Here is a 12,846-nt window from a genome sequence, read left to right as displayed (position 1 = left end):
CGTGCGTGCTGCGCGCCGCGGTGTTCGCTAGCGGGTGGTGCCTGGCACCTTCGGTAGTGCACCGCCGGCCGCCGCGTTGCGGTCGGGGCGGAAGTTCGAGAAGTCGGCGCCGGGCACGTCGCGCACGGCTTCGAGTGAGGTCTCGATGGCGTACGCCTCGGAGTCCTCGGGGCCGACGAGCGGCAGTCGGACGCGCGGGCTGCCGATGCGGCCGAGCCCGTGCAGGATGTACTTGGCGGCCACGGTACCGGGAACGTGCGTCATCACGGCGCGGACGAGCGGCTCGAGTCGCTTGTGCTCGGCCGTCGCGGTGGCCAGGTCGCCCCGGTTCACGGCGTCGACGATGGTGCGGTACGGCGCGCTCGTGATGTTCGCCGTCACGCCGATCAGGCCGGTGGCACCGATCGACAGGTGCGGGAGCACGTTCGTGTCGTCACCGGAGAAGTACATGAGGTCGGTGTTGTTCAGCACGCGCGAGACCTCGGCGAAGTCGCCCTTGGCGTCCTTCACGGCGAGGATGTTCGGGTGCTTCGACGCGCGAAGGATCGTGTCGTAGGTGATCGGGATGCCGGTGCGGCCCGGGATGTCGTACAGGATCACCGGCAGGTCGGTGGCGTCCGCGATCATCCGGAAGTGGGTGAGGACACCCGACTGTGTCGGCTTGTTGTAGTACGGCGTGACGATCATCACGCCGTCCGCGCCGGCCTTCTCGCTCTGCTTGTACAGGTGGATGGCGTGCGCGGTCTCGTTCGAGCCACCACCCGTGATGATCTTCGCGCGGCCGGCGGCCACGGACTTGCCGACCTCGACCAGCCGGAGCTTCTCCGGGTCGGTGAGCGTCGACGTCTCGCCGGTCGTGCCGGTGACGACGATGCCGTCGGCGCCGGCGGTGATGCAGTCGTCGATGTGCTGCTCGACGCCGGGCCAGTCGACCTCACCGTCGGCCGTGAACGGGGTCACGAGGGCGACGAGGACCTGACCGAAGGGATTCTCACGCGGGGACACGGGCACCAGCGTACCGGGGATGCGCGCGGAGGCCGCCGTCCGTGTGGACGGTCGCCTGCCTGCGGCGCGGCCGGGAGGCCCGGATCACGTCCGTCCCGCCGGTCACGCCCGGCGCGTGGGGGCGCTCAGGCGCGGCGCTGCCACTCCAGGAACCGGTAGCGGGTGCCGCCGTTGCGGGACTCCTGCCACGGGCCCTCGTCGGTGAGCGTCCAACCGGCAGTCTCGTCGAGCGTCGGTGCGACGGTGTCGCCGGGGACGTCGACGTCGATCACGGTCTCGGAGACGACATCGGCACGGTCGAGCGCCGCGGCGTAGACCTGGCCGCCGCCGACGACCCAGACGGTCTCGTCGGTGCCGTCGTCGCCTTCGAGCGCGGCCTGCAGGTCGTGCACCACCTCGGCACCGTCGGCGGTCCACGTCGTGTCACGGGTGAGCACCACGTTGCGCCGACCGGGCAGGGGCCGGAACCGCTCGGGCAGGGACTCCCACGTGCGCCGCCCCATGAGCACGGTCGCGTCCCCGGTGACCCGCTTGAAGTGCGCCAGGTCCTCGGGCACGTGCCAGGGCATGCCCCCGTCGGCACCGATGACGCCGGTGGTCGAGCGGGCCCAGACCATGCCGATCATCAGACGGCGACCGCGGCCTTGATCGCCGGGTGGTGCTCGTAGCCGACGACGGTGAAGTCCTCGTACTCGTAGTCGTCGATCGAGTCGCGCGGGGCGAGCTCGAGCGTCGGCATCGGGTACGCCGTGCGGGACAGCTGCTCCTCGACCTGTTCGACGTGGTTGTCGTAGACGTGGCAGTCGCCGCCGGTCCAGACGAAGTCACCGACCTCGAGCCCGGTCTGCGCCGCGATCATGTGGGTCAGCAGCGCGTACGAGGCGATGTTGAACGGGACCCCGAGGAACATGTCGGCGCTCCGCTGGTAGAGCTGGCACGAGAGCTTGCCGTCGTTGACGTAGAACTGGAAGAACGCGTGGCACGGGGCGAGCGCCATGTCCGGCACGTCGGCGACGTTCCACGCCGAGACGATGAGCCGACGGCTGTCCGGGTTCGTCCTGATCTGCTCGATGACCTGGGCGATCTGGTCGACGTGCTCACCCGAGGGGGTGGGCCAGGATCGCCACTGCACGCCGTACACCGGGCCGAGGTCGCCGTCGGCGTCCGCCCACTCGTTCCAGATCCGGACACCGTGCTCCTGCAGCCAGGTCGCGTTGCCCTCGCCGCGCAGGAACCAGAGGAGCTCGTACGCGATCGACTTGAAGTGCACGCGCTTCGTGGTGACGAGCGGGAAACCCTTCGACAGGTCGTAGCGGAGCTGTGCGCCGAACAGGCTGCGGGTCCCCGTGCCGGTGCGGTCGCCCTTCGGCGAGCCCTCGGTCAGGACCCGGCGGAGCAGGTCCTCGTAGGGGGTCGGGACGGAAGCGTCGGGCTGTACGGTCTCGCTGTCGGTCACACACAGAAGCCTACGTCGGTGTGAGTAGCGTTGCCGGTATGCCCGACACGACGGAACAACCGCTCTCGATCCTGGTGGCCGGCTCGTCCGGCTTCATCGGGACCCCACTCGTCCGCGCCCTGCGCGAGGCGGGGCACCACGTCACCACGCTCGTGCGCCGGGAAGCCCGCACCGCGACCGAGTTCCGCTGGGCACCGGGGCGACGTCCGCTCGACCCGGCGATCCTCGACGGCGCCGACGTCGTGATCAACCTGGCCGGCGCGAACATCGGCAAGCTGCCGTGGACCGACGCGTACCGCAAGGAGATCCGCAGCTCACGCATCGACGCCACCGACACCCTGGTCGAGGCGATGCGGCACGCGACCACTCCCCCGGCGCTGTTCCTGTCGGGCTCGGCCTCGGGCGTGTACGGCGACCGTCCGGCCGACGTGCTGCCCGACGACGCCGCCCCGGGCACGGGGTTCCTCGCCGACGTCTGCACCGCGTGGGAGTCGGCCGCGAACGCCGCCCCCGCGGGGGTCCGGGTCATCACGCTCCGGACCGGCATCGTGATCGGCAAGGGCGGCGGCGCGCTCGCACCCCTCGTCCCGCTGACCAAGCTCGGCGTCGGCAGCCGACTCGGCACCGGCGGCCAGCACTGGCCCTGGATCGCCCTCGAGGACGAGGTCGGCGCGATCGTGCACCTGGCGACCGCGGCGCCGGACGTCTCCGGCCCGGTCAACCTGGCGGGCCCGGAGCCGGTCGTCGCCGACCGCATCACGAAGCACGTCGCCGAGGTGCTGCACCGCCCCTACCTGTTCCGGATCCCCGAGTTCGCCCTGCGCCTGGCGCTGCGGGACGCCGCGGACGACATGCTCCTGTCGAGCCAGCGGATGGTCCCCACGAAGTTGCTCGAGTCCGGCTACACGTTCCGGTACACGCAGGCGGCGGACGCGATCGACGCCGTCTTCTGATCGGACGGCAGACCGGGGGTCAGCGGTCGGCGGCGCGCGCCAGGGCGGTGCGCATCGCCGACCGGGCACGTTTGCGGTCGCCCGCGGCGTCGTAGACCACACCGAGCCGGTACCAGGCGCGCCAGTCGGCCGGGTCCTGCTCGACCGCGTCGCGGTACCGCGGGAACAGCTCGTCGGCGGCGTCGCGGATCGGACGACCCGACGGCCGCACGGGGACGACGTCGTCCGGTGTGCCGCCCTCGGCCTCGAGCCGTGCGCCGAGCCGCGTGATGCGGATGCCGAAGCGGAACTCCAGGACGAGCAGGAGCGCACCGATCGCGGCGACGACGAACAGTGCGACACCGATGCCGATGCCGATCGGGATGCCGGTGGCGATGAACGCCACGGCACGCTGTCCGACGAGCACGATGTACAGGGCGAGCAGCACTGCCATCAGTGCTGCACCCCAGAACGGCGAGCGGATCGTGCGTCCGGCCCGCTCCATGCGACCCACGGCCCTCAGCCGATGCCGAGGACGCTGCCGAGGCCCACGGTGAGCCCTCGCGCCGACACCACGTTCGCGAGCGCCGCACGGATGCCCGCCACGTAGGCGACGTCGTCGTTGGTGTCGTGCCGGATCGTCAGTGTCTCGCCGGGGCCGCTCAGCACGACGTCCTGCACGGCCTTCACCCCGGGCAGCCGGAGCGAGTGGATGGGCACACTGGCGACCTGCTGACCACGGGCGCGCTGGTCGACGTGTGGAGCGTCCACCGGCCCGACATCGCGCCGGGCGTCGGCCATCAGCTCCGCCGTGCGCACCGCGGTGCCCGAGGGTGAGTCGATCTTGCCGGCGTGGTGGGTCTCGACGATCTCGGCAGCCGGGAACCACGGCGCCGCGATCGTCGCCAGGTGGGTACCGAGCACCGAGCCGATCGAGAAGTTCGGGACGACGAGCACCCCCTGCTCCGGGCGTTCCTGCAGCCCGGTGCGGAGCTTCGCGATGCGGTCGAGCGACCAGCCGGAGGTACCGACGAGCACGTTCGCGCCGCTCGACAGCGCGTTCTCCACGATCGCGGGGCTGAGCGACGGCACCGTCACGTCGACCACCAGGGCCGCGCCGCCGAAGACGGACGGGGGTGCCTGGTGGGCGCCGTCCTTCGAGGACAGACGGGCGACGAGCTCGAACTCCGGGAGTTCCTCGACGACGGCGGCCACGAGGCCCCCGAGACGACCGGTGGCGCCGACGACGGCGACGGGAGTGACCATGCGGTCCATCCTAGGATCGACGCATGTCAGTCGAGGTCAGGACCGTGCCGGCCGATCTGCCCGAGGTCGACGTCCTGCTCGACGCGTACCTGGACGAGCGCGAGGCGACGTTCCCGAGCGCGCAGGGCACCTACGCACGGAAGCGCACCCCCGCGGCCGAGTTCACGCCGCCGAACGGTGTCTTCGCACTGGCGGACGACGACGGCGTCGCGATCGGGTGCGGGGGGCTCCGGCGGATCGCGGACGGGGTGGACGCAGCCGGCGCCGTCGACGTCCGGTTCGAGGTCAAGCACGTCTTCGTGACACCGGCCGGGCGCGGCAAGGGGGTCGCGACGGCCGTGATGGACCTGCTCGAGCGGGCCGGTGCCGACCTCGGCGCGACGAGCATCGTCCTCGACACGAACGACTCACTCGTCGCCGCGGCCGCCCTGTACCGCAGCCGCGGCTACGAACGCGTCGAGCCGTTCAACGACAACCCGAACGCGACCGCCTGGTACCGCAAGGCGGTGGCCCCGACCCGGACGGGCCGCGGGCCGGACGCCTGAGCCGCCACGGGCCTCCCGGCCGCGCCACCGCGAACCGGACCGGCGGCCGCTAGACGGGCTGGTCGACCGGCAGCCCGGTGCGCAGCTCCACCGGCAGGTGGGCCAGGTCGTTCAGCGTGACGACCTCGGCCGGCTTCGCCGAGCGGATCCGGATGATCGTGAGCGCGGTGTGCGCGACGTTGGTGCCCATCCAGCGCCACTCGGGCGCCTGGAACGCTTCACGCACGAACCAGCCGATCACGGCGTTGTGCGTGATGAGCAGGTCGTGCCGGTCTTCGCGCGCCGGGGTGAACCACTCCGACACGGCGTCGCCCATCTGGGCTTGCCCGGCGACGATCTCCTCTTCGGTGATGCCGCCGTACCAGCCCTGGTAGGCGTGCGGCATGTCCGGCGTCGGGCCCGAGGGGATGCAGTCGAACAGCAGCGTCGAGGGTTCCGGCTGGATCGACGGCAGACGCTGCGACAGGAACGCGGCGGTCTCGCTCGGGGCCTCGAGCGGCGAGTGGTACACGCCGTCGAATGGCACGCCGCCGAGACGGTCGGCGACCAGGGTCGCCTGACGCTTGCCGCGTTCGGAGAGCTTGCCGTCCCGCAGGCCGTGTTCGGCGTCCTGGTGTTCGCCGTGGCGGACGAGGTACAGGTAGTGCGACATGTCCGTGCTCAGCTGCCGATCCCGATGGCCGCGGCGAGTTCGTCCCGCTGCACGGCGCCGACCACCGAGGTGATCGTCGGCCGGGTGAGCAGGTCGCGCGCGAGTTCGAGCACGCCGCCGGTGGTGACGCCGTCCACGCGTTCGAGCGCGGTCGACAGGTCGGTGTACTCCCCCGTGCCGAGCTCGGAACGGCCGAGACGCGTCATGCGTGCGTCGGAGTCCTCGAGCGAGAGCGTCAGCGCACCCTCGATCTGCCCCTTCGCCCGCCGCAGTTCGTCGTCGGTGATGCCGTGGTCGACCATCCGGCGGAACTCCGCGTCGACGATGTCGACGACACCGGCGACGTTGTCCGGCGCGCAGCCGGCGTAGACGCCGAAGGCACCGTTGTCCAGGTAGGCGGGAGCGAACGACGACACCGCGTAGGCCAGACCGCGGCGCTCGCGGACCTCTTGGAACAGGCGCGAGCTCATGCCGCCGCCGAGCACGGCGTTCAGGACGCTGAGCGAGGGCCGGCGGTCGTCGCGCAGGTCGAGACCCTGCGAGCCGCGGAGCATGCTGACCTGCTCGGTCGGGCGGTGCACCACGGACAGCTTCGGCTCGACCGGGTCGGCAACCGTCTGGGGCGTGCGGCGCGGCAGCGGCGCGGCGTCGGGAGCGTCGTGGAAGACGCCGGCGACGAGCTCGCAGAACCGGTCGTGGTCGACGGCACCGGCGGCGGTGACGACGATGCCGTTGGGCGCGTAGTGCTCGCGGTAGTGCGCCAGCACCTCGTCGCGCTGGACCGCACGGATGCTGTCCGGGGTGCCGCCGATCGGACGGCCGAGGGGGTGCCCGCCGAACGCCGCGGCGAAGAACGCTTCGCCCGCGACGTCGGCCGGGTCGTCGGCGGCCATCGCGAGTTCTTCGAGGATGACACCGCGCTCCACGGCGAAGGCCTCGTGCTCGAGCACCGACCCGGTGACCATGTCACCGATGACGTTCACGGCCATCGGGACGTCGGTGTCCCGGACCCGTGCGTAGTAGCAGGTGTACTCCTTGGCCGTCGCGGCGTTGTGCTCACCGCCGACCGAGTCGAACGCGATGGCGATGTCGAGCGCCGACCGTGTCTCGGTGCCCTTGAAGAGCAGGTGTTCGAGGAAGTGCGTCGAGCCGAACTGACCGTCGCGCTCGTCACGTGAACCGACGCCGACCCAGAACCCGATGCTCGTCGACGCGGCGCCCGGCACCGCCTCGGTGAGCACACGGACGCCCGACGGCAACACGGTGCGACGGACGAAGGCCCCACCGGACGTCAGGAACGACGTGTCCGGGGCCCCGAGCGGCAGTGGCACTGGCTGGTTCATCGCAGACGAGCCTACTGATCCGCCGACGCGTGCCGCCCAGTTTCCCGGTCCGGGCCACGTGCCACTCGAAGTGGGGTACAGGAAGTGCGGACAGACCGACTCGTCTGTCTGTCCTCCTTGTGCTACAGTTGGCCACGCCGGATCGAAAGCCCCCCTAAGTTCCGATCCGGCGGCTCGGGACATCAGTCCTGCGCGACCACCGAGTCCCCCCACTCCGGTCGCGGAGCCGATGAGTCCGAGGAGTACACGCTGTGACGGTCGATTCCCCCCAACCGGCCGTCCAGCGTCTCCCCGGCCCGAGCACGAACCTCGCGTCGCCGGACGGGTCGAGCGTCCCCCCGACTCCCCGCTCCGGCGGCGCGAAGGTCCGTGTCCTCGAGACCGCCACGCGGCTGTTCTACGAAGAGGGCATCCACAGCGTCGGCGTCGACCGCCTCATCTCCGAGGCGAGCGTCACGAAGGCGACGTTCTACAAGCACTACGGGTCGAAGGACAACCTGATCCTCGCCTACATCCGGACCCAGCACGAGCGCGTGCAGGAGCGGATGGAGCAGCTCATCACCGACGCCGGCTCCCCCGAGCGGGCTGTCCGAGCGTGGGTCGCCGCGCTGGCCGACGACGTCAACGACCCGGCCTTCCGCGGCTGTGCGTTCCTGCACGCCGCCGCCGAGTACCACGACCCGCGCGACCCGGTCCGCGAGGTCGTCGCCGTGCACCGCGACTGGTACACCGAGCGCCTCGCGACCCTGCTGCACGACGCCGGGCACCCCCTGCCCGGCGACGGCGCCGACGAGCTCATGCTCGCGCGTGACGGTGCGATGGCCGGGGCCTACGCCGGCGACGCGATCGCTGCCACCGCGGCGCTGAACCGCGTGGTCGACCGGGTGCTCGCGGTCTGACACCCGACTCGTCGCCAGCGCTGTCGCTGTCGGCTGTCGCTGTCGCTGTCGCGAAAGCGACAGATCACCGCGAACAGTTCGCGGCAATCTGTCGGCTTCGCGGCACGGACGCACCCGCGGGACGCAGATCTGTCGCTTCCGCAGCGCGGTCGAGGCGACCGCGGGGCGGACGGGAGGCCCGTGGCGGCACCGCACCGCGCCTCCAGGCCGTCTGTGCGAACTCCCACAGCCCCACGCGCGTCCCGAGCGCAGGCCCGGCCGGCGGGTGTTGGCTGGGGGCATGGCCAACGACCCCAACTGGAACCTGCCCGATGTCCTGTCCTTCACCCTGACGAGCCCCGACTTCGCCGACGGCGGTGCGCTGCCCACCTCGGCGCGCGGCTCCGACGCCGGTGGCGAGGACCGCTCCCCCGCGCTCGAGTGGTCGGACGCACCCGAGGGCACGAAGAGCTTCGTCCTGACCGTGTACGACCCCGACGCCCCGACCGGCTCCGGCTTCTGGCACTGGAGCCTGACCGACATCCCGGGCTCGGCGACCTCGCTCCCCGCCGGTGCCGGCACCGACGACGCCCTGCTGCCCGCCGAGGCCCTCCGCCGCCGCAACGAGTTCGGCACGGACACGTTCCTCGGCGCTGCACCGCCCGCGGGTCACGGCGCGCACCGGTACTTCTTCACGCTGAGTGCCCTCGACGTCCCCGTGCTCGAGGCGCCGGCCGACGCGACCCCCGCGGTCGTCGGCTTCATGCTCCGTGGGCACCTGCTCGGTCGCGCGCAGCTCATGGGCACGCAGGAGACCCCCGCAGCCTGAGGGGTACGCGCACCGCGCACCGCGCCGCGAGCTTTCGCGCCCACCGCACGCACGCCCCGCAACGGCGAACGGCCGCCGCCCCGGAAGGGACGGCGGCCGTTCGTGCGTCAGGACGCGAGAGAGGATCAGCCCTCGGCCGGGTCCTCGGCGTGGGCGCGGACCGTCTCAGCCGAGGTGGAGTCACCCTCGGTCTCGTCGGCCACGACCGGCGCGAGCGACAGCTTGCCGCGGTCGTCCACCTTGGTGACCTCGACCAGGACCTTCTGGCCGACGCCGAGCACGTCTTCGACGTTCTCCACACGCTTGCCACCGGCGAGCTTGCGCACCTCGGAGACGTGGAGCAGACCGTCACGGCCCGGGAGCAGCGACACGAAGGCGCCGAAGGTGGCGATCTTCACGACGGTGCCGAGGAACTGGTCCCCGATCTCCGGGTTGGTCGGGTTCGCGATCGCGTTGACCTGGGCACGAGCGGCCTCGGCCGACGGACCGTCGACGGCGCCGATGTAGACGGTGCCGTTGTCCTCGATCGAGATGTCGGCACCGGTGGTGTCCTGGATCCCGTTGATCGTCTTGCCCTTCGGGCCGATCAGCTCGCCGATCTTGTCGACGGGGATCTGCACCGAGATCACGCGAGGAGCGGTGTCCGCCATCTCGTCGGGGGCGTCGATCGCCTCGTTCAGCACACCGAGGATGGCCGAGCGGGCCTCCTTGGCCTGCTTGAGCGCCGCGTCGAGCACCGTCGACGGGATGCCGTCGAGCTTGGTGTCGAGCTGGATCGCGGTGACGAACTCCGAGGTACCGGCGACCTTGAAGTCCATGTCGCCGAGCGCGTCTTCGGCACCGAGGATGTCGGTCAGGGCCGCGTAGCGGGTCTGGCCGTCGACGGTGTCGGAGACCAGGCCCATCGCGATGCCGGCGACCGGGGCCTTGAGGGGCACACCGGCGTTGAGCAGCGACAGGGTCGAGGCGCAGACGGAACCCATCGAGGTCGAGCCGTTGGAGCTGAGCGCCTCGGAGACCTGGCGGATGGCGTAGGGGAACTCGTCACGCGACGGCAGCACCGGCACGAGTGCGCGCTCGGCGAGGAAGCCGTGCCCGATCTCGCGACGCTTCGGCGAACCCACACGGCCGGTCTCACCGGTCGAGTAGGGCGGGAAGTTGTAGTGGTGCAGGTAGCGCTTCTTCGTGACGGGCGACAGCGAGTCGATCTGCTGCTCCATCTTGAGCATGTTCAGCGTGGTGACGCCGAGGATCTGCGTCTCGCCGCGCTGGAAGATCGCCGAACCGTGGACGCGCGGGATCACGGCGACCTCGGCGTCGAGCGGACGGATGTCGGCGAGGCCGCGGCCGTCCATGCGGATCTGCTCGGTCAGGATGCGGCCGCGGACGACCTTCTTCGTGACCGACTTGTAGGCCGCGCTGACCTGCGAGTTGGCGACCTCGGGCAGCTCACCCGCGGACACCTTCGACGCGATGGCCTCCTTGATGCGCGACTTGAGCGCGTCGTCGGCGTCCTGGCGCTCGGTCTTGGCGGCGATCTTGTAGACGTCACCGAGCTCGGAGAGCGCGAGGGCCTCAACGGCCGAGTAGACCTCGGGCGCGTACGGCGGGAAGACCGGGAAGTCCTGGATCTCCTTGGCCGACTGCGCGGCGAGCTTGGCCTGGGCGTCGACGAGGGACTTGAGGAACGGCTTGGCCGCCTCGAGACCCTGGGCGACGATGGCCTCGTCGGGCTTGGTGGCGCCGCCCTGGATGAGGTCCCAGGCGTGCTCGGTGGCTTCCGCCTCGACCATCATGATCGCGACGTCCTCGTTGCCCGCCTCGTCCGTGACGACACGGCCGGCGACGGTCAGGTCGAACACGGCGTCGGCGAGCTGCGAGGCCTTCGGGAACGCGACCCACTGGTCACCGATGAGCGCGAGGCGCACACCGGCGATCGGGCCGGAGAACGGCAGACCGGAGATCTGCGTCGACGCGGACGCGGCGTTGATGGCCAGCGCGTCGTAGAACTCGTCCGGAGCGATGCTCAGGACGGTGATGACGATCTGGACCTCGTTGCGCAGGCCGTCGACGAACGACGGACGCAGCGGCCGGTCGATCAGACGGCAGACGAGGATGGCCTCGGTCGACGGACGGCCTTCGCGACGGAAGAACGAACCGGGGATCTTGCCGGCGGCGTAGGAACGCTCCTCGACGTCGACGGTCAGCGGGAAGAAGTCGAATCCTTCACGCGGGTGCTTGCCGGCGCTGGTGGCCGAGAGGAGCATCGTTTCCTCGTCCAGGTACGCGGCGACCGCGCCCTGGGCCTGCTGAGCGAGCCGACCGGTCTCGAACCGGACGGTGCGCTTGCCGTACTTGCCGTTGTCGATGACGGCTTCGGCGAACTTGATCTCGGGACCCTCCAAAAGGGCGCCTCCTTGATGTGTTTCCGGCAGGCCGTGGCGACGGCACTCGATGGTGCGTGCGCGCCGATCGTTCCGGACGCATGTCTGGCCAGCAGTAGAAGCACTCGGGAAACCGTTCCGGCCCGCGAGCCACCACCGATGACCAGCTCCGTGCCCGGCCTGCGCAGTGTTGTGTGTGACGTCCGGGGAATGAGTCCTCGGACACGATGGACTTTACCAGTCCTCAGGCTGTCGGCGGCGCGGCTCGCTGGACTCCTGGTGAACATCGGTAGCCTGCCGACATGCGTCTCACCCCCTCACGGGGCGTGCTCGTCGCGGCCGCCGTGGTCGTCGGCGCGCTCGTCGCCCCGACCCTGACCGCTGTGCCCGCCAACGCCACCGAGTACCCCACCTGGCAGGACGTCCAGCGCGCCAAGGGCAACGAGACCGCGAAGCGGGCCGAGGTGCAGAAGGTGCAGGCCGCGCTGCAGTCGGCGCAGGACGAAGCAGCTGCGAAGTCGCAGGCCGCCCTGGTGGCCTCGTCGAAGGCGGACGCGGCCGAGACGGAGCTGGCGTCGGCCACCCAGGCCGCCACGAGCCTCCAGGCCCAGGCGCAGCACGCGAGCCAGACGGCGGAGCGGGCCCAGCAGCGGGCCGGCCAGCTGGCCGCGAACCTGTACCGCGACGGCAGCACGAACCAGATGACCACCCGGATCGCGACCGCGAAGAACCCGGACCAGCTGCTCTACCAGCTCGGTGCGCTCGACCAGCTGTCGGAGACCTGGTCCGGCGTGATGGACGACGCGTCCGTCGCTGCCGGCACCGCCTCGTCGCTGCACGAGCAGGCCGAGCGGGCCGAGACGGAACGTGCGACGCGTGCGCAGGCAGCCGAGGAACGATCGGCCGCGGCGAAGTCGGCGGAACAGGTGGCGGACGCCGCCGTCGAGTCGACGGAACAGCACAGCGACGAGCTGTACGCGCAGCTCGCGTCACTCAAGGACAGCACTGCGAAGCAGGAAGCCGGGTACGAGCTCGGCCAGCGGGTCGCCGCACAGAAGGCGGAGCAGCAGCGCAAGCGGGCAGCAGCGGCGGCGGCCGAGGCAGCGAACACGCCGACCCCCGGCAGCAGTGGCGGCAGCGCCCCCGGCGGCGGTTCCGGCACGTCGTACCCGAGCACCGGCGGCGTCGTCGTCGACCCGGCCGGCGCCCAGGCCTACGCGCGCGGGGCCCTGGCGTCCTACGGATGGGGCGACGACCAGTTCTCGTGCCTGGTGTCCCTGTGGACGCAGGAGTCCGGGTGGCGGGCGAACGCCCTGAACGCCTCGAGCGGCGCCTACGGCATCCCCCAGTCACTCCCTGCCGAGAAGATGGCGGTGGCCGGTGCCGATTGGCGGACGAACGCCGCGACGCAGATCAACTGGGGCCTCGCCTACATCAAGAGCGCCTACGGGTCACCCTGCGGGGCGTGGGGGCACGAGATGAGTGTCAACCCGCACTGGTACTGATCGCCGGGCAGGTCGGTTGCAGCGCTGCTTGACGCCGTCGTCTTGCTGAGA

At 71.1% G+C, this 12,846-nt stretch carries 13 protein-coding genes; 5 read left to right on the top strand and 8 right to left on the bottom strand.

Annotated elements, in window-relative coordinates:
- Positions 1-27: 27 nt before the first annotated feature.
- From dapA to BIU95_RS17025, 3 genes are all read right to left on the bottom strand, one after another.
- Entirely contained in the window at positions 28-1,005 is a 978-nt protein-coding gene (gene dapA, locus BIU95_RS17035) for a 4-hydroxy-tetrahydrodipicolinate synthase (RefSeq protein ID WP_017885921.1), read from the bottom strand.
- A gap of 125 nt (positions 1,006-1,130) precedes the next feature.
- Entirely contained in the window at positions 1,131-1,631 is a 501-nt protein-coding gene (locus BIU95_RS17030) for a dihydrofolate reductase (protein WP_071252357.1), read from the bottom strand.
- Positions 1,631-2,461: a thymidylate synthase gene (locus BIU95_RS17025; RefSeq protein WP_042538447.1), complete on the bottom strand. Its 831-nt coding sequence runs from the start codon at positions 2,459-2,461 to the stop codon at positions 1,631-1,633. The genes BIU95_RS17030 and BIU95_RS17025 overlap by 1 nt, the downstream gene beginning before the upstream one ends.
- Positions 2,462-2,499: 38 nt before the next feature.
- Between BIU95_RS17025 and BIU95_RS17020 the strand changes: the two genes are divergently transcribed.
- Entirely contained in the window at positions 2,500-3,414 is a 915-nt protein-coding gene (locus BIU95_RS17020; RefSeq protein ID WP_042538449.1) for a TIGR01777 family oxidoreductase, read from the top strand.
- Positions 3,415-3,433: 19 nt separating this feature from the next.
- Here the strand turns inward: BIU95_RS17020 and BIU95_RS17015 are convergent, their stop codons facing one another.
- Both BIU95_RS17015 and BIU95_RS17010 read right to left on the bottom strand, forming a co-directional pair.
- Positions 3,434-3,898, bottom strand: coding sequence for a tetratricopeptide repeat protein (locus BIU95_RS17015; protein WP_017885925.1), 465 nt, complete (start codon positions 3,896-3,898; stop codon positions 3,434-3,436).
- 14 nt (positions 3,899-3,912) lie between these two features.
- Positions 3,913-4,659, bottom strand: a complete 747-nt coding sequence (locus BIU95_RS17010) for a 4-hydroxy-tetrahydrodipicolinate reductase (protein ID WP_071252462.1) — start codon at positions 4,657-4,659, stop codon at positions 3,913-3,915.
- Between the two features lie 23 nt (positions 4,660-4,682).
- On the opposite strand from BIU95_RS17010, the gene BIU95_RS17005 reads away from it, so the two are divergent.
- Entirely contained in the window at positions 4,683-5,204 is a 522-nt protein-coding gene (locus tag BIU95_RS17005) for a GNAT family N-acetyltransferase (RefSeq protein ID WP_042538451.1), read from the top strand.
- A gap of 49 nt (positions 5,205-5,253) precedes the next feature.
- On the opposite strand, the gene BIU95_RS17000 is transcribed toward BIU95_RS17005, so the two are convergent.
- Positions 5,254-5,856, bottom strand: a complete 603-nt coding sequence (locus BIU95_RS17000; protein WP_017885928.1) for a histidine phosphatase family protein — start codon at positions 5,854-5,856, stop codon at positions 5,254-5,256.
- A gap of 8 nt (positions 5,857-5,864) precedes the next feature.
- Positions 5,865-7,199 carry a pitrilysin family protein gene (locus BIU95_RS16995; RefSeq protein ID WP_071252354.1) on the bottom strand — a complete coding sequence of 445 codons (1,335 nt, stop codon included), beginning with the start codon at positions 7,197-7,199 and terminating at the stop codon, positions 5,865-5,867.
- Positions 7,200-7,450: 251 nt separating this feature from the next.
- Between BIU95_RS16995 and BIU95_RS16990 the strand changes: the two genes are divergently transcribed.
- Both BIU95_RS16990 and BIU95_RS16985 read left to right on the top strand, forming a co-directional pair.
- Positions 7,451-8,098 (top strand): TetR/AcrR family transcriptional regulator, encoded by a 648-nt coding sequence (locus BIU95_RS16990; RefSeq protein WP_042538453.1) that lies wholly within the window; start codon positions 7,451-7,453, stop codon positions 8,096-8,098.
- 280 nt (positions 8,099-8,378) lie between these two features.
- On the top strand, positions 8,379-8,906 hold the full coding sequence (locus BIU95_RS16985) for a YbhB/YbcL family Raf kinase inhibitor-like protein (RefSeq protein WP_042538454.1): 528 nt from the start codon (positions 8,379-8,381) through the stop codon (positions 8,904-8,906).
- Positions 8,907-9,031: 125 nt separating this feature from the next.
- Here the strand turns inward: BIU95_RS16985 and BIU95_RS16980 are convergent, their stop codons facing one another.
- Positions 9,032-11,311 (bottom strand): polyribonucleotide nucleotidyltransferase, encoded by a 2,280-nt coding sequence (locus tag BIU95_RS16980; protein ID WP_071252352.1) that lies wholly within the window; start codon positions 11,309-11,311, stop codon positions 9,032-9,034.
- Positions 11,312-11,592: 281 nt separating this feature from the next.
- Here BIU95_RS16980 and BIU95_RS16975 point away from each other — a divergent pair, with 281 nt between their 5' ends.
- Entirely contained in the window at positions 11,593-12,795 is a 1,203-nt protein-coding gene (locus tag BIU95_RS16975) for a hypothetical protein (protein WP_031259200.1), read from the top strand.
- Positions 12,796-12,846: the final 51 nt, after the last annotated feature.

The organism is Curtobacterium sp. MCBA15_007 (assembly GCF_001864905.1).
Classification (GTDB): Bacteria; Actinomycetota; Actinomycetes; order Actinomycetales; family Microbacteriaceae; genus Curtobacterium; species Curtobacterium poinsettiae.
The sequence above is the reverse complement of the archived record's forward strand: the minus strand, read 5'-3'. Positions and strand labels throughout refer to the sequence as shown.

Excerpts from the sequence above, each read along its gene's own strand:
- BIU95_RS16995 (WP_071252354.1), bottom strand. The coding sequence starts at position 7,199 with ATGAACCAGCCAGTGCCACTGCCGCTCGGGGCCCCGGACACGTCGTTC.
- BIU95_RS17010 (WP_071252462.1), bottom strand. The coding sequence starts at position 4,659 with ATGGTCACTCCCGTCGCCGTCGTCGGCGCCACCGGTCGTCTCGGGGGC.
- BIU95_RS17030 (WP_071252357.1), bottom strand. The coding sequence starts at position 1,631 with ATGATCGGCATGGTCTGGGCCCGCTCGACCACCGGCGTCATCGGTGCC.
- BIU95_RS17020 (WP_042538449.1), top strand. The coding sequence starts at position 2,500 with ATGCCCGACACGACGGAACAACCGCTCTCGATCCTGGTGGCCGGCTCG.
- BIU95_RS16985 (WP_042538454.1), top strand. The coding sequence starts at position 8,379 with ATGGCCAACGACCCCAACTGGAACCTGCCCGATGTCCTGTCCTTCACC.
- BIU95_RS16975 (WP_031259200.1), top strand. The coding sequence starts at position 11,593 with ATGCGTCTCACCCCCTCACGGGGCGTGCTCGTCGCGGCCGCCGTGGTC.
- BIU95_RS17015 (WP_017885925.1), bottom strand. The coding sequence starts at position 3,898 with ATGGAGCGGGCCGGACGCACGATCCGCTCGCCGTTCTGGGGTGCAGCA.
- BIU95_RS17005 (WP_042538451.1), top strand. The coding sequence starts at position 4,683 with ATGTCAGTCGAGGTCAGGACCGTGCCGGCCGATCTGCCCGAGGTCGAC.
- BIU95_RS17000 (WP_017885928.1), bottom strand. The coding sequence starts at position 5,856 with ATGTCGCACTACCTGTACCTCGTCCGCCACGGCGAACACCAGGACGCC.